The sequence below is a fragment of the Akkermansia muciniphila genome (assembly GCF_900184965.1).
Taxonomy (GTDB): Bacteria; Verrucomicrobiota; Verrucomicrobiia; order Verrucomicrobiales; family Akkermansiaceae; genus Akkermansia; species Akkermansia muciniphila_A.
The window spans coordinates 138,847-154,815 of sequence record NZ_FXYA01000215.1; the positions used below are offsets into that span (position 1 = coordinate 138,847).

The 15,969-nt window shown below is 56.4% G+C and carries 11 protein-coding genes; 3 read left to right on the top strand and 8 right to left on the bottom strand.

The features are described 5' to 3' along the window. Window positions 1-457: 457 nt before the first annotated feature. Window positions 458-2,203 (top strand): cation:proton antiporter, encoded by a 1,746-nt coding sequence (locus CI070_RS11495; protein ID WP_094136750.1) that lies wholly within the window; start codon window positions 458-460, stop codon window positions 2,201-2,203. Between the two features lie 151 nt (window positions 2,204-2,354). On the opposite strand, the gene CI070_RS11500 is transcribed toward CI070_RS11495, so the two are convergent. After that, entirely contained in the window at window positions 2,355-3,773 is a 1,419-nt protein-coding gene (locus CI070_RS11500; protein WP_094136751.1) for a cation diffusion facilitator family transporter, read from the bottom strand. Between the two features lie 537 nt (window positions 3,774-4,310). Here CI070_RS11500 and CI070_RS11505 point away from each other — a divergent pair. After that, window positions 4,311-5,066, top strand: a complete 756-nt coding sequence (locus tag CI070_RS11505; RefSeq protein ID WP_094136752.1) for a YebC/PmpR family DNA-binding transcriptional regulator — start codon at window positions 4,311-4,313, stop codon at window positions 5,064-5,066. Between the two features lie 51 nt (window positions 5,067-5,117). Continuing rightward, window positions 5,118-7,091 carry a transcription termination factor Rho gene (gene rho / locus CI070_RS11510; protein ID WP_256943569.1) on the top strand — a complete coding sequence of 658 codons (1,974 nt, stop codon included), beginning with the start codon at window positions 5,118-5,120 and terminating at the stop codon, window positions 7,089-7,091. A 93-nt stretch (window positions 7,092-7,184) separates the two neighbouring features. Here the strand turns inward: rho and CI070_RS11515 are convergent, their stop codons facing one another. The 7 genes from CI070_RS11515 to CI070_RS11555 form a co-directional block, all read right to left on the bottom strand. Then, window positions 7,185-7,868, bottom strand: coding sequence for a 7-carboxy-7-deazaguanine synthase QueE (locus tag CI070_RS11515; protein WP_094136753.1), 684 nt, complete (start codon window positions 7,866-7,868; stop codon window positions 7,185-7,187). A gap of 106 nt (window positions 7,869-7,974) precedes the next feature. Then, entirely contained in the window at window positions 7,975-9,024 is a 1,050-nt protein-coding gene (locus CI070_RS11520) for a hypothetical protein (protein ID WP_094136754.1), read from the bottom strand. Between the two features lie 144 nt (window positions 9,025-9,168). Continuing rightward, window positions 9,169-10,740, bottom strand: coding sequence for a 3-phosphoglycerate dehydrogenase family protein (locus CI070_RS11525; protein WP_094136755.1), 1,572 nt, complete (start codon window positions 10,738-10,740; stop codon window positions 9,169-9,171). Between the two features lie 19 nt (window positions 10,741-10,759). Next, on the bottom strand, window positions 10,760-12,013 hold the full coding sequence (locus CI070_RS11530) for a DUF1015 domain-containing protein (RefSeq protein WP_094136756.1): 1,254 nt from the start codon (window positions 12,011-12,013) through the stop codon (window positions 10,760-10,762). 329 nt (window positions 12,014-12,342) lie between these two features. Beyond that, a complete protein-coding gene (locus tag CI070_RS11540; protein WP_094136758.1) occupies window positions 12,343-13,416 on the bottom strand; it encodes a pyridoxal-phosphate-dependent aminotransferase family protein in 1,074 nt (357 codons plus the stop codon). A 377-nt stretch (window positions 13,417-13,793) separates the two neighbouring features. Then, window positions 13,794-14,816, bottom strand: coding sequence for a YeiH family protein (locus CI070_RS11550; RefSeq protein ID WP_094136760.1), 1,023 nt, complete (start codon window positions 14,814-14,816; stop codon window positions 13,794-13,796). A 118-nt stretch (window positions 14,817-14,934) separates the two neighbouring features. Further along, on the bottom strand, window positions 14,935-15,834 hold the full coding sequence (locus tag CI070_RS11555; protein WP_094136973.1) for a LysR substrate-binding domain-containing protein: 900 nt from the start codon (window positions 15,832-15,834) through the stop codon (window positions 14,935-14,937). Between the last annotated feature and the right edge of the window lie 135 nt (window positions 15,835-15,969).

Here is a 15,969-nt window from a genome sequence, read left to right on the forward strand (position 1 = left end):
CCAGATATAATTTTGTAAATTCTTCCCAATTCCGTCATGCGGGCGTAGAGAATGTCCGAATACAAGAACGAAGGCATCTGGCCGGCCGCCGTTCCCGGTTTGATTTTTTCCGGGCCGCCGGATCATTTCCGTTATCCGGAAACGGGATGTAAAAGTTTCCGATGGCGATGCATGGCCGTTTGTCCGGCCGCCAGTGCAGAACAATGGCCCGACAGATTCACGAGGGTGAACAGGACGAAAATTTATGAACACGTTTGATAGGAATCCCGTGTGGGAAAATGCAATTGGGAGCGGTCGCAAATAGAATATGGCGAAAATTTGCCGGGGTCATTTTTTCATGTAAAAAGTGCGACTGCATTTCCATGCGGCGTAATGCGTTCTTGTGAGGTAAAATAAAACGCGATAGCGTAAAAACGACTCGACGGTCAAAGATACCCCTTATCCCTGTCACGCGCGTATGGATCACGATTTCAGTCTCATTCTCACTTTTGTCGGCGGATTAACCGCTGCCCTTCTTTTCGGCCTTATTGCCAGAAAACTGCATTTATCTCCGCTGGTGGGCTATCTGCTGGCCGGAGTGGTGGTTGGTCCGTACTCGCCGGGATTTGTTGCGGATTCCCATACGGTGGAACAATTCGCGGAGCTGGGCGTTATTCTGCTGATGTTCGGGGTGGGGCTCCATTTCCATTTGAAGGATTTGATTGCCGTGCAAAAAGTGGCCGTGCCGGGAGCGGTTGTCCAGATATCCGTGGCTACCGTGCTGGGTGTGCTGGTCGGGTGGATGTTCGGATGGTCCACGATTTCCGGGCTGGTGTTTGGCATGGCGATTTCCGTGGCGAGTACCGTGGTGCTGACGCGGGTGCTGGAAGACAACCAGAACCTCCATACGCCCGGCGGTCATGTGGCCCTGGGATGGCTGGTGGTGGAAGACCTGTTTACCATTCTGCTTCTGGTTCTTATCCCCGCCGTGATGGAAGCGCGCCAGAACGGCGCCGGAGACTGGGGCGGCATTCTTTCCGGGCTTGGCTGGATGTTCGTTAAGCTGGCGCTGCTGGTGGCCCTGACGCTTTTTGCCGGGAAAAAAGTCATTCCGCTGGTGCTGCGGTACGTGGCGCGGACGGGCGCGCGCGACTTGTTTACGCTGGCTGTGCTGGTCATTGCGCTGGGCGTGGCGGTATGCTCCGCGGAATTTTTTGGCGCTTCCATGGTTTTGGGGGCGTTTTTGGCGGGGATGGTTGTAGGGCAGTCGGACTTCTGCGCGCGCGCAGCGGCGGAAGCCATGTTGATGAGGGATGCTTTTGCGGTTCTCTTCTTTGTTTCCGTGGGGATGATGTTTGACCCGATGTCCGTGGGGGATTGCTGGCCTCTGGCCCTGGCAACGCTGGGGGTGGTGATGATCGGCAAGCCGCTGGCGGCTTATGTGGTTGTCCGCTGTCTGAGACGGCCGGTGCCGCTGGCGCTGAGCGTATCCGTGGCCCTGGCGCAAGTGGGTGAATTTTCCTTCATTCTCGCCGGAATAGGCCTCATGTACAACATCCTGCCTCCGGATGCCAATCAGGCCATCATTCTGGCGGCGGTCGTTTCCATTTCCTTAAATCCCATCCTGTACCGGCAGATTGGGCCTGCAGTCAAATGGCTGCAAAAGCGCGGCATCGGCCTTGCGGACCTGGGAGGCGTGAACAGCCTGGCGCTCCCGTCAACGGATGCGCGGCGCGTAGTGCTGGTAGGGTTTGGCCCCACGGGGCGCATCCTTAAAAGGATACTGAATGACAACGGGGTGGAAGTCGTCATCGTGGAAATGAACATAGACACGGTTACCGCTATACGGGAGCAGGGAGGGGACATTGTTTACGGGGATGCCAGCCAGCGGGAAATTCTGCGCCATGCGGGCATTGAATATGCGAAAAGCCTGATTCTCTCCGCTTCCATTCCGAATGCCAAGGAAATAGTAGGCGTGGCTCTGGATCTCAACCCTCATATTGATGTGATGATTCATACCAAGTACATGAGGGATGTGGATATTCTGAAGGAAGCCGGCGCTTCCCAGGTTTTTTCCTCGGAATCGGAAGTTGCCTTGTCCATGGCGGAATATTTCCTGCGGGAAGGCGGCGCGGACGACGAGCAGATCGTTTCCGAGCGCCTGCGCATTCGTGCGGAGCTGGACAGGGAAAGGCTCGGAGTTTCCGTTGCGGGTCATTCATAACTGTTGGCTCCGCTTTGTTCGGGCGGAGACGTCCATGCCCGGAGCGCTCCCGTGCTCCTTCCGTATGCCGGCAGCGTTTGCTGAACCCGCCTTCCTCCGGATTCGGAATATGTTTTTACGGGAATCCGGCAACAGTCATTCCACTGTTGTTCTATTTGGACGGTTTAAGAATGACGGTAACGCGTCCCAGGTGGTGCAGTGCGTTTTCTATCTGGTTTTCCAGCTGTGAGGCGATCTGGTGGCATTTCCTGATAGTCAGGGAAGCGTCCACGGAACATACGCAGATCAAGGTCGGGAAATTGTCCTCCCTGGTCAGGTCCAGCTTGAGAACCTTGCGGATGTTCCCGTGCTGCTGGAGAATGAGATTTACCTTCAGGCATACTTCCTCCGGAGAAACCTGTTCCATAATGGCGTTTGTTTCCATGTCGCGGCAATCCGGTTCAATGCGGCAAATCACCTTCTCCGGTTTGAGCTCATGCAGAACGGAATTCCTGAAAGCCTCCACCACCTGGTAACCGCGTTCCAGGGGCCAATCCGCAGGAATTTCCACATCCATGAAATAACAGGGGGCATGTTTGCCGTGGCTTGCATAAAAACCGTGAATGCGGACGTGATGGCGCAAGGCCAGCCGGTGGATAATCATATCCGGTTCCATATGGGAAGGATTCCCCCGCGCCGGTTCGATATGAACGATGACGTCCGCTTCCGACAATTCATGCTTTACAATGTTTTCAATGGATTCCGCCACGTCATGGGCGTCGTCCACGTGCAGTTCCGCAGGCGCTTCTACGTCCAGCTCTACGAAGATGCGCGCGCCGCCGTCGCGCAGGCGGATGCGTTTGACCGGATAATCTGGGGCATTCTTTTTCATGGCGTCCAGCACCTGCTGCGTCAGGGAGGAAGAACCTCCGTCCATCAGGGCGTGAATGGAGCGTTTGGCAAGGCCGAAAGCCACGGAACAAACCAGAGCCGCCACAAACAGGGCCGCAATGGCGTCCGCCTTCTCCAGCAGGCCGTGCCATGCTGATTCTGCGGGAATCAGATGAGACAGCCATATGCAGAAAAGACCCAGGAGCACGACTGCGGAAGACCAGATGTCCGTGGTGAAATGAAGTGCATCCGCTTCCAGGGCCTGGCTCTTGTGCTTCTTGGCTACCCGGCGGAGCATGGCGGAACGGTTCACGTCCACCAGCAGGGAAACGGCCACGACGGCAAAAGCCCACCAAGTGAGGGTAATCTCCGTCTCGTTGTAAAACAGCCGGTCCACGGCCTCCCAGACAATCCAGGCGCAAGTGACTAAAAGGAGGGCTGTTTCAGCCAGGGCGGACAGATTCTCCACCTTCTCGTGCCCGTAGGGGTGGCTTTCATCCGCAGGGCGGGACGCCACTTTTACGGCGTAAAAAGTCATGGCCGCCGCCATCAGGTCCAACCCGCTGTGCAGCGCCTCGGAAATAATGCCGAGGCTGCCGGTTACAATGCCGGCCCAGAGCTTGATGACCGTCAAAAAGGCGGACCACAGGACGGAGGAAAGGGCCGCATGTGATTTTTCCTGGTGCGCTGCTTGTTCCATAAGACAGGGGAAAAGAAAGAAGAGCACATCTAAGCCCGCCTCCCTTTCTTAGTCAATGATAACAGAGGCGGCGTTAAAACTTAGGCTCTGACCCATGACGGAATCACCCCCTTCATCATCGGGGCAGGACGGCATAATAAGAGCCTGCTGCGCGGATATATTTTTTTATTTCCACTATTAAAAAAATAGCAGTTATTATTTTAAATAATCAAAATATATTAAAAATTCATTGAAGGCAGAAGGAGATAGTTCTGAAAGCAGCCGGTCGCCGTGACCTAAAAAAGTATTGCCAATGCTGGGGAATACGTTATTTTGCGTGTGTTGAGAGTGACTGCCAAGCGGTAGCCGGAGCTCCTGAGAGCACGCGGCATGTTCCCCGGCAGAGTATCCGGTACCTGTAGCGTATTTACGGATGGCCGCACCCTGATTCCCTTCCTGCGTGGTATTTGCAAATGACAATGTGTTGCCCGGGTTGAAGAACAGTTCCACTTGTTAGTTTTTCTCTTTTCACCTACACTTACTATTATTCCCAATTCTATGTCAGGACATAATAAATGGTCTAAGATCAAGTACGTTAAGGCTAAGGAAGATGCCAAGAAGGGTAAGGTTTTTGCCCGCTTTGCCCATGAAATCATGCTGGCCGCCAAGAGCGGCGGCGGAGATCCTGATCTGAATCCGCGCCTGCGCGCCGCCATTGACGGGGCCAAGGCCGTGTCCACCCCCAAGGAAAATATCGAACGCGCCATCAAGAAGGGCACCGGGGAACTGGGGGGAGCTACTATCCAGGAGATTACTTATGAAGGCTACGGCCCCTCTGGTACGGCTTTCCTGATTGAAGTGGCAACGGACAACACGAACCGTTCCGCTTCCGAGCTGCGCACCCTGTTCACCAAAAACGGAGGCAGCATCGGCACCCCCGGTTCCGTGGCTTACCAGTTTGAACGCAAGGGAGAGGCCCGCATTATGGCGGAAGGCCTTACGGAGGATTCCGCAATGGATCTGGCGCTGGAATGCGGCGCGGATGATGTGGAACAGGGTGATTCCGACAATGAATGGGTGTTTGTTACGGATCCAACGGAGTTGAATAACGTGTGCGCCGCCCTGCGGGAAGCCGGACATACGGTGATTTCCATGAAGCTGATTTCCGTGGCGCAGAATGCTTCCGTGATTAATGATCTGGAAACGGCGAAAGCCGCCCTGCGCCTGTATGAAGCGCTGGACGACTATGATGACGCGCTGAATGTCTTCTCCAATTTCGATGTGGCGGAAGAAATCCTTGAGCAGCTTGATTAACGCTGTTGTCTTTCAGAAGACGCCTGTTGTTGCAGTTCAATTTTCTTTTCCATGTCTGATACCCCCCCAGATTTGACTCCGGAACAGGTTTCTCCGGAGCCGGCGCCTAAAAAACGCATTGTCCGCAAAGCCAGGTCTGCGGCGGAAGCTCCGGCAAAGCCCCAATCCGTTGCGGAAGCGCCCGGGACGGAACAGGATTCTTCCCCGGCGCCCCGCAAGCGGGCGGTAAGGAAGAAGGCCGCTGAATTGGCGGATGGCGGGGTGGAAAGTGTTGATGTGCCAAGGAAGAAGACTGCCCGTAAAAACAGTGCTGAAATCCCGGTTGAAGAGGCGCAGGATGTCCCTGCCAGGCCCCGGCGTGGACGTCCGCGCAAGAAGCCTGTGGAGGAGGTCCCGGAAACTGACGGTTCTCCGGTCGTCTCCGGGACGGAGGCCCCCGTCAAACCGGTGCGCAGGCGTGCTGTCAAGGCTGTTGCGCCGGAGAACGGCGCTTCGGCAGGCCCCGAGGCGGAAATGGCCGCCCATGTAGCTCCTGCCGAGCCGGCTTCCGATTCTGTTCCGGAGCAGCCCGCGGAAGGCAGGCCGAAGGTTATTCGCCAGAGATTTGTGAGGAAACCAAGGGAACAGGAGCCGGAGGCGGATGCTTCCGCTCCGTCCATCAAGGTGGTGCAGGAAGGTGCGGCGGATTTTTCCGAAGATGCCGCCCGGGAACCGCGCCGGACGAATGAGCCTCAAAGGCAACGTTTTGACAGGCAGAACCGTCGGAATAACAACGACCGTTTCAACAAAAACCGGAATAACCGCCAGGATGGCCGCAATGGCAGAAACGGCAATGACCGGGTTAAAAACCGCTGGAATAATAATCACCAGGAGGGCGGAACCCCTCAGAACAGCGCCCCCCGTGAGCTGGCTCCGCCGGAACCGGTGGACGGGCTGCTGGAAATTACGAATAAGGGGTTCGGCTTTTTAAGGAAGCCGGATAATGATTTTGACGCTTTTGCGGAAGCCGTCTATGTGCCGCAGGATATGATCCGCAAGTTCGGTTTGCGCCCTGCCGTGTGGGTGCATGGGCAGGCCTGCCGCCATGACCGCGGCATTCTTCTGACGGAGATTGTCTCCGTTAACGGGGTTGCTCCGGAAAAGGCGCGCAAAAACCCGCACTTTGAAGAACTCAAGGCGGTCAATCCTAACAAGCGCATTTCCTTTGAAACCCGGCCGGAGCGCTATACCACCCGCACATTGGATCTGATTGCTCCAATCGGGCGCGGCCAGCGCGGACTGATTGTTTCTCCGCCCCGCGCAGGGAAGACGACGCTGCTCCAGCACATGGCGGAAGCTATTCTGGAGAATTACAGGGATTCCATTCATCTGATGGTGCTTCTGGTGGACGAACGTCCGGAAGAAGTGACGGAGTTCAAACGTTCCCTCCCCGGAGCCGAAGTGTACGCTTCTTCCAATGATGGAAGGGTGCGCGATCACTGCCGTATGGCGGAACTTTGCATTGAACGCGCCAAGCGGCTTGTAGAGGCGGGACAGCATGTCTTCCTGCTGATGGATTCCATTACGCGCCTGGCCCGCGCCTACAATAACGCTGACAAGGGAAGCGGCCGCACGATGTCCGGCGGTATTGACGCCCGCGCTCTGGAAATGCCCCGGCGCCTTTTTGCCGCCGCCCGCAATACGCGCCAGGCCGGTTCCCTGACGATTATTGCCACCGCCCTGGTGGAAACCAACAGCCGCATGGATGACCTGATTTTCCAGGAATTCAAGGGGACGGGCAATATGGAACTGGTGCTGAACCGCCGCATTGCGGAGCAATATATCTTCCCGGCCGTGGATATTCTGAAATCGGGGACGCGGAGGGAAGAGCTGATTATGCCGGAAGCATGGCTGTACAAGATGAACCTGATCCGCCGCGCTTTAGCCGGGCATAAACCTGTAGAAGCCATGGAGCGTTTCCTGTTCTTCCTGAACAAGTACCCCAACAATGCCCAGATGCTGCTGGATTTGAAACAGAAAGCGTAAGCTTCCCAAATGACGCGGAGCTTTGGGAGGCTTGCGGAATTCCGTTCGGAAAAGCGGGAAGCATGGTCTTTCCTGATTGAATCAGGCGCGTCTTCAAACGCCCTTTTTGCTGTCCCAGATGGCGATGTGCAGACGGTCTGAAAAACGAAGACCGTAGCGGAGGCACCATTCCACCGCCTGCGCACGCATGGCGTCCAATTCATCCCGTGTGGAGGCCAGGGGCATGATCAGAATTCGTTCCGGGGGGATGCCTGTTTCGGAAGCCTGCCGCAGAACAGCCCTGACATCGTCCTCACACGCCACGACGAATTTGAACCAGGCTTTTTCCGTACCCGCCAGACGGCGCAGGATATCCGGTTTCCACGTTTTAACGGCATTATTGCCTGAATGGGGCAGTTTGGGAGACACGTTGAATTGCGTGACGCGTTTCAACAGCGCCGTATTCGGCATAATGGTTCCGTTGGTTTCCATCTCCACGGCATGCTCCGGCAGCAGGCGTAGCAGGACGGGAAGCTCTTTTTGCTGAATAAGCGGTTCCCCTCCGGTCAGGACCAGGCGGCGGCAGGGATAATGGAGCACCAGCTCTGCCGCTTTTTCAGGCGTGAGCCGCACTACGGGAGCCGTTCCGTTCCAGGAATACGCTGTATCACACCAGGAACAGGCCAGATTGCAGCCCGCCAGGCGCAGGAAAACGCAGGGTGTTCCCTGGGAGACTCCTTCCCCCTGGATGGAATGAAAAATTTCCGGTTGTCCGTGAATCTGGGCCAGTGTGAGCATGATCGGGCTGGCCTGAGACTATCATATCCCCGTCTCCCGTCAACGGCTCCCTGCAGGAAGGTGAGGGCTTCTTTTTTCTCCGCGCATTTTATTTTCCGGCGCGCGTTCAACTGTTGCTGCTGCGGAAGGCCGCACCCGTGAACAGGAGCAGGATGAATCCCGCGACGGAGGCGGCGCCCGTGAACAGCTTTTGAAAGGAGACATGGTCTTTTTCCTTCTTTGCCAGCTTGTTCACTTCTTCCCTGGAGGCTTTTCGCATGGCCGCGCGGGCTTCGTCATAGGCCCGGGATGCCTGTTCTTCTTTTTCACGGGCCTGTTGCAGAGTTTTCCGCACGTCTCTGGACAGTTCCCTGTATTCGGCCGCAGCCAGTAAGTCTTCGTCGCCCGGTTCCGGGACGGCAGGTTCGTCCCAGTCATCGTCCGTCAGAACCTTGTTTTTCTGTTCGGTGAGTCTTTCCTCCGCTTTCTGCATCAGGCGTTCCTGTTTGCCTGATTTCTCTTCCAGAGTTTCCAGCGCAGCATCTGCGGCCCTCATTTTTTCCTTAGCATCTGCGGTTTTCTGGCGGATAAGGTTCATTTGTGCCTGAAGTTCAGAGATATTCCCCTTCTGGGGAGCAGTCCCGGACAATTTCTTCCTGCTTTTGGCCTCTTCCCGTTTTTGGGCCAGTTCGCGTTCCGCCTGTTCCAGTTCCGTCTGAATGCTCCTCTGCTGGTCGGTCAGCCTGTCAAGCTGGTTTCTCATTCCTTCCCTCTTCCGGAGCAGCTCCTCCCTGGCGGATTTGGCGCTTTCCCTTTGCCTTTTCATGCGGCGGCGCAGCCGGTCAATTTTCTGGTCGTGTTCCTTCACTTCTTCCTGCTGGTCCGCCACGCTTTTCTGGTAAGCGGCCTCCTGGATTTCCTGATACTGCTGCCTTTTTTGTTCGAGATAAGCTTGCTGGAATTTTTCTATGTCCTCTTCCGCCGCCCGGGAGGCTTCCTGGGCAACATCCAGTTTCTTTCGGGATTGGATAACGGCTTTTTCCAATATTGCGGCCTTCTGTTCCAGGGCAGTTTTTTGGGCGGCCAGTTCCTTTCCTTCCGGGGAAATGTGGTGTTGATAATACCAGACGGAAAATCCGGCGGTTAACAGGGTCAGGAGAAGCAGTACGTAACGCATGAACATGTTCCGACGATTCGGATAACGGTATAAAAATGGGTGAGCCCTGTCAATATGGCATCAATAAGAATTGCCCGCTTCCCTCCGGAGATGGAGGAAGCGGGCTATCTGGAAAGCAGGTTTCCGGAAACGCGTTTTTCCCTGTTAAATATTCAGGGAGAACGCGGAGATAGCATCTATCTCTTTCGCGATTTTATCCAGCAGATCATCGGAAACCGGCTGGTTCGTCTTGATCACGGTCAGGGCCTCCCTGGTGGCGTGGTCGGCCGGGGCGGCGATGTTGTCAATGTTGATTCCATGGGAAGACAGGGCGGAGCCGATGCGAGCGATAACGCCCGGACGGTCCTTGTAGCGCAGGCATAATGTCGTGCCGCGCAGGTCCGCGTACAACCCGTTGAAATTGTTCAGGCGGGAGATCATGGGGATGCCTTCCGTCACCACGCCGCGCACGCTGGTGTGGAAATATTCCTCTTCCTCTTCCATGGCCACGTCCAGCGTGATGGAATCTTCATAAGGTTTGTCGTCTTTGGGTTCCCGCGCTTTGAAAACGATGCCGTGCTCCCGCAGGGATTCTTCCGCGGCGGCAGGCATGAGCCCTTTTTCCGCATGCGGCAGAAGGCCTTCCAGAATGGGGGCCGTAAACCATTTGCGGAAAATGCGCAGGTTGCCGTAAAAGGTGCATTCCACGCGGCGGATGGGCTTGTTGCCGCCGGCCTTGCGCGCCAGGGAGGCGAGCAGAAACGCCAGTTGAAGATGGGCCGGATTGAGGCCGCTGGGGGATTCCCCGTTCACCACGCAGGAGGTGTCGCCGTCGGAAAAGTAGGCGATCATCTGCTCCGCGGCGCGTTTGGCCGCTTTCGTATTGGCCTCCCGGGTGTTGGCTCCCAGGTGGGGAAGAATCAGGTCCGCAATGGGGGCGGAAGGCTTCTCTCCGGGCGCGTCCTTGGGGTGGACGTCCGTCAAGTAGCCGATGTTTTTGCCTGCGGCCTTGGCGGCGGCCAGCGCCTCTTCATCCACCACGCCGTAGCGGGAGCAGTTGATGAGCACTGCGCCGTCTTTCATTTTGCCGATAAGTTCCGCGTTCACCATGTGGTGGGTGGAGGGACCGCCCGGAACGTGCAGGGTAATAATGTCGCACTGGGAGAAGATGTCTTCAATGCTGGTGGGGGTGACGCCGATGTTCAGGGCGCGCTGGCGTGCCAGAAAGTGGTCGTAGCCCAGCAGAATGGGTTCAAATCCCTGAAGGCGCTTGACGAGGTTGCGGCCGATGTTGCCCAGGCCGATGATGCCCACCGTCTTTTTGGTCAGCTCGCTGCCCATGTATTTTTTCTTTTCCCACAGGCCTTCACGGGTGGTGGCGTCCGCCTGGACGATGTGGCGGTAGTAGGCCAGAATCATGGCCATGACCTCTTCCGCCACGGCATTGGAATTGGCCCCGGGGGTATTCATGACATCCACGTTTTTTTTGCGGGCGTACACAATGTCGATGTTGTCGTAACCGGCTCCGGCGCGGACGACCAGCTTCAGGGAAGGAAGGGCGTCCATGATTTCCGGAGTGACTTTTTCGCTGCGGACGATCAGAGCCACGGCATCCGGATGGGCGGCTACCTGTTTTTCCAGAGGCGTATCAGCGTCCTGGATGACTTCATAGCCGGCCGTTTTAAGCGTGTTGGCCGCTACGTCGGAGAGTTTGGTGGGAATAAGGACCTTGTTCATGTTGGTACGGTGAAAGAGATTATTGTTCAATGGTATGGATGAAAAGACCGCTGCGCAGCTTGGGTTCAAACCAGGTGGATTTGGGAGGCATGATTTCCCCGGCGTCCGCTACGCGGAAAAGGTCGGCCATGGTGACGGGATACAGGGAGAAGGCGAGCGCCATTTCTCCGGAACAGCGGCGTTCCAGTTCTCCCAGGCCGCGGATTCCTCCTACGAAGTCGATGCGGTCGCTTGTGCGCGGATCGTCAATGCCCAGAATGGGGGCCAGCAAATTCGCCTGGAGAATGGCGCAGTCCAGGCTTTCGATAGGATGGTCGGCCGGGAAGGTTCCCGGTTTGGCCGTGACGGAATACCAGCGTCCATTCAGGTACATGCCGAATTCGTGTTTGGCGCGGGGGGCATAGCCTTCTCCGGGAATGGCATCCACAGGATTTACGTCAAAGGAGGCACGGAGTTTTTCCATGAATTCCTCTTCAGTCAGGCCGTTCAGGTCGCGCACGACGCGGTTGTAGTCCATGATGAAAAGGTCTTCATCACAGAAGACGACCGCCATCAGGTAATTGAATTCTTCCTGCCCCGTGTAGTCCGGGTGTTCCTGGCGGCGTCTGGCGGAAACGGCGGCGCTGGAAGCCGTGCGGTGGTGCCCGTCCGCAATGTAAAGGGCGTCCACTTCTTCAAAGCTTTTGCGGATGTCTTCCACCGTGCCGGGTTCGGAAACGGGCCACAGGATATGGGTGACGCCGTCCTCCGTGGTAAAATCATATTCGGGTTTGTGGAATTTAATCCATTCCCGGATGATGGCGGAAAGACCCTCATGTTTGCGGTAGGCCAGGAATACCGGTTCCGTCTGAGCGGAACAGGCGTCAAAGTGCTCGATCCGGTCAAGTTCCTTTTCCCTGCGGGTCAGTTCGTGCTTTTTAATGGCGCCGCTGGCGTATTCATCCACGGAGGCGCAGCCGACGATGCCCGTCTGTACGCGCCCCCACATGATTTGGCGGTAGATGTAGAAAGACGGCCGTTCATCCCGGAGGAGGTAACCTTCGCGGACGAACCTTTCCAGGTTTTCCCTGGCTTTGGCGTAGGTTTCCGGGGCATGAATGGCGGCTTCGCCCGTGTCGATGTCGGAACGGCAGATATGGAGGAAGGAGGCGTCGTTTCCGGCGGCCATTTCCTTGGCCTCCCGGTGGTTCATGACATCATAGGGGAGGGAGGAGACCCGCGCGGCCAGTTCCCGGGGAGGGCGCAGGGCGGGGAAGGGATGGAGAATGGACATGGTAGGAGAAGTTCGGAAAGTCAGTAATGGGGAGGATGATATAGCGCACGAATGCTGCAAACAAGCCCGGCTAAAATGCATGCCGCAATGAACAGCAGCAAATAACGTGAAATGGAGTCCTGAAAGAACCGGTTGCCCCGGAAAGCTCCTGCCTGATTGAAGGCTTGGACGATGATGAATGCCGCCGGGATGCGGAAGAGACCAAAGATGAACAAGCTCTAGGATGTTCGCGAAGTCTCCTGTTCCCGGCGATGGTTCCGTTTATGTTCCGGCGGAGGCGTTCTTCCCTCTTTTCCGGACGGAGCCGGAAAAGAGGGAGGGATACCCGCTTATTTGAGTTTCAGGATATCCACGATGTTGGATGTGATGGAGCGCATGTCATCCATCGTCAGTTCACCCATGTGGGCAATGCGGAACGTTTTGTTCTTCAAGTCCCCGTAACCGTTGCCGAGCTGCATGCCGCGTTCGATCAGGGCGTTGTTCAGGGCGGCGATGTCGATGTCCCTCGTGTTGCTGATCACCGTCAGGGTGCGGGAAAGGTGGTCCCGGTTGGCGAAGACGCTGAAATATTCATCCGCCCAGGAGCGCACGAATTCCGCCATGGCTTCATGACGCGCGAAGCGGTTTTCCACGCCTTCCTGCATGATGCGCTGGAGCTGGAGGTCCATGGCGTACATGATGGAGACGCAGGGGGTGTTCGTGTACTGGTAGTCCTTCTTCTGGATGGTGTCGTAAATGGAACGCAGGTCAAAGTAACAGCCGCGGTTGGGAACGGAGGCGGTGCGTTCGTACGCTTTTTGGGACAGCGTGCAGACAGCCATGCCGGGGGGCAGGGCAAGCGCCTTTTGGGTGGAAGTTACCAGTACGTCCACGCCCAGCTTGTCCGTTTCAATCCGGGAACCGGCGGCGGAACTCACGGCATCCATGCACCACACGACATCCGGGTATTTTTTAAGCACTTCCGCAATTTCCTCCACCGGGTTCTGGATGCCGGTGGACGTCTCATTGTGCGTGATGCAAATGGTGTCGTATTTGCCGGTGGAGAGGGCGGCGTCCACCATTTCCGGGGTGGTGGGCTGCCCCAGTTCGCTCTTGAAAATATCGGAGGGAACGCCGTTGCCCGTGGCGATCTTGTACCATTTGTCGCCGAAGGCGCCCACGGAAAAAATGGCGGCGCGTTTGGCGGTGCAGGAACGCACGGCGCCTTCCATCAGGCCCGTCCCGGAGGAAGTGGAAAGCAGAATTTCCTGTTCCGTCAGCAGGATGCGGCGCAGATTGTTGGAAATGCGGCGCTGCAGGGCGGAGGCCGCTTTGGATCGGTGCCCCATCATCGGGCCGCTCATGGCGGCAAGTACTTCAGGTGCTACTTCAGTGGGTCCGGGAATGAATAATTTGGTTGCCATTTGTTTTTAAGAACTGGGTACGCATACTATAAGCGTCTCCAAACGGTTTGACTATGAATTTTTGTTGAGTCTTGCCGGGAAAATCCGCAGCAGCAGCGGAGAAAGTAAAGAGGGGATGCCTGTATGGGGCGGCCCGGACGGCCAGTCGGGAGTGATGCGGGCAGCATGCGGCGCATCGCATGTTCCCTCATTCCTGGCGGCATGGTTCCTTCGTTGATTCTTTTCAACCGGATTTTCTGGCAGGGAACCGGGATGGAGCGGTACGGTGAACCTGCGCTGAAACGGTTTTCACGTCCTGCCCGTGAGACGGTTTTTTCCCGTTCGGAAAGGGAAGGCGGAGGCCCTGCTCCCTTTCCGCAGAAGGGATGTTTTGGAGTTTAGAAGCTGATCAGCTTGACCAGCCAGTAGCCTCCGAAGAAAAGCCAGATATACAGGAAGCCTGCAAGCAGGAAAGGCCGCGCTCCGGCTTTCTTAAACTTCTCAAAGCTGGATTCCGCGCCCAGGGCCGTCATCGCCATGGTCAGCAGGAATGTGTCCAGGGCGTTGATGGCGTCTACAAGTCCGGCAGGCAGCAGGTGCAGGGAATTGAAGCCAATGACGGCGAGAAACAGGAAGGCGAACCAGGGAATGGTAATGTTCCGTTTTTCCCCGTTTGCGCCGGAAGAGGAGTCCCTCCGGGCCAGGACAATGCTCAGGACGACCAGCACCGGGGCCAGCATCATCACCCGGATCATCTTGACGATAATGGCCGGATCGGAAATAGCCTGCCCCATGGCGTTGCCGGCGCCCACCACATGCGCCACTTCATGAAGGGTGGCTCCGGTAAAAAGCCCCATTTGTTCCGGCGTCAGATCCAGTATTCCGGCCCGGTGCAGGGCTGGATACAGAAACATGGAGAGTGTGCCGAAGATGACCACGGTGGAAACGGCCACAGCGGCTTTGTAAGGTTTGCTTTTGACGACGGGCTCTGCTCCCAGGACGGCCGCTGCCCCGCAAATGGAACTGCCGATGGAAGTCAGCAGGGCCGTGTCCCTGTCCATTTTCAGCAGGCGTCCCAGCCCGGCTCCCAGAAGAATGGTGAGAGTGACCACAATAAGGTCGAGCGCCAGGGCGGAGCCGCCGATGTCGATGACGCTTTGAAAAGTCAGTTTGAACCCGTACAGGACAATGCCCGTTCTCAGAACCTGCTTGGTGCAGAACTGAATGCCGGGAACCCATGTTTCCGGAAGGTGGTTGCGCAGACTGTTGGCGTAAAGCATCCCCAGCACGATGCCGACGATCAGCGGGCTGAGGGAAAGATGCTTCACCCATTCAAAGTCCGCAATGTAAAACGCGGAAAAGGAAAACAGAATAATAAGCAAGATGCCGTGGAGGGGATTGGCTAGATGTTTGGGAGACATGATCGGTGAGTGATGGTTGCGTCCGCCCGTGGTACCTGGCCGGGAGCGTACCGGGGCGGCTACTGAATGATATACGATGCAATTATCATTAAATCTAATTAAAAAATATTATAGCCAATTAGATTTTGTTATGGTAATGGCGGCAGAACTTGATGAACAGTTCATTGATTCTGCTATGGTCTCCATGTCCTGAGACGAAGTGGAAGGTGCGGCGGATTTCCAGGTGGCGAAGATGTATTTTCTTCAAATTCCCGCGTTTGAATTCTCCCCGGGCGGCAAGGGAAGAAAGAAAAGAGCACGCCGTAGAATGCTCCAGGTACATTTTAATGCTTTCCGTATTGCCCAGCGTCATCAGAATATGGAGGTCGGAAACGGAGATTCCGTGTTTTTTCAACGCCTCCTCCACCACTCGGCGCGTGCCGGACCCCGGTTCACGCATAATCAGGGGAACATGGGAGAGCTGCGTGAGGGAAAGCCCTTCACTGGGCACAGCGGCCTGCATGCCTCCCGCCAGAATAATCTCGTCCTCCATAAATGGCTGGTAATGCAGGTCCGCACGCGTTGCCGTGCCCTCCACGATGCCAAGCTGCACGGATTCGTCCTGAACGGCCTGTTCTATTTCTTCCGTATTGCCGCTTTTCAGCCATATGCGTATTTCCGGGTAATGGCGGTTGAACAGGGCCAGCAGCGGAGGCAGCACATACTGGGACATGGTGGAGCTGGCTCCCAGGCTCAATTCTCCGGAAACAGGGGCATCCCGGCCAAAGGATATTTCTTCCGCCAGCGTTTCATATTCCTTAAGGATGCGGCGGGAATGGGCCAGCAGGCGCGCCCCTTCCGCCGTCAGGGCAATCCCCCGTCCCTCCCTTTTGAACAGACGGGCGTCCAGCAGGCGTTCCAGTTCCTTGATATGCCGGGTGACGGCCGGCTGCGTGATGAACAATTCTTCCGCCGCGCGGGTAAAATTCAGGCGCCGTGCGACGGTTTCAAACACTTTCAGCCGGAAATCCGTAATCATGGAGAGAAAATAATATTCAACCATGCCTCCAGGGGGGACGGCAAGCTCCTTTCCTCCGTATGATAGTATGCGGCGCTGGACAGGGCGCTAAAGCGTGAGGCCCGTGACTGCCCGTAATAGGCCGGAGCCGTACAT

Coding starts and splice junctions, on each gene's coding strand:
- CI070_RS11495 (WP_094136750.1), top strand. CDS start 458: ATGGATCACGATTTCAGTCTCATTCTCACTTTTGTCGGCGGATTAACC.
- CI070_RS11500 (WP_094136751.1), bottom strand. CDS start 3,773: ATGGAACAAGCAGCGCACCAGGAAAAATCACATGCGGCCCTTTCCTCC.
- CI070_RS11505 (WP_094136752.1), top strand. CDS start 4,311: ATGTCAGGACATAATAAATGGTCTAAGATCAAGTACGTTAAGGCTAAG.
- rho (WP_256943569.1), top strand. CDS start 5,118: ATGTCTGATACCCCCCCAGATTTGACTCCGGAACAGGTTTCTCCGGAG.
- CI070_RS11515 (WP_094136753.1), bottom strand. CDS start 7,868: ATGCTCACACTGGCCCAGATTCACGGACAACCGGAAATTTTTCATTCC.
- CI070_RS11520 (WP_094136754.1), bottom strand. CDS start 9,024: ATGCGTTACGTACTGCTTCTCCTGACCCTGTTAACCGCCGGATTTTCC.
- CI070_RS11525 (WP_094136755.1), bottom strand. CDS start 10,740: ATGAACAAGGTCCTTATTCCCACCAAACTCTCCGACGTAGCGGCCAAC.
- CI070_RS11530 (WP_094136756.1), bottom strand. CDS start 12,013: ATGTCCATTCTCCATCCCTTCCCCGCCCTGCGCCCTCCCCGGGAACTG.
- CI070_RS11540 (WP_094136758.1), bottom strand. CDS start 13,416: ATGGCAACCAAATTATTCATTCCCGGACCCACTGAAGTAGCACCTGAA.
- CI070_RS11550 (WP_094136760.1), bottom strand. CDS start 14,816: ATGTCTCCCAAACATCTAGCCAATCCCCTCCACGGCATCTTGCTTATT.
- CI070_RS11555 (WP_094136973.1), bottom strand. CDS start 15,834: ATGATTACGGATTTCCGGCTGAAAGTGTTTGAAACCGTCGCACGGCGC.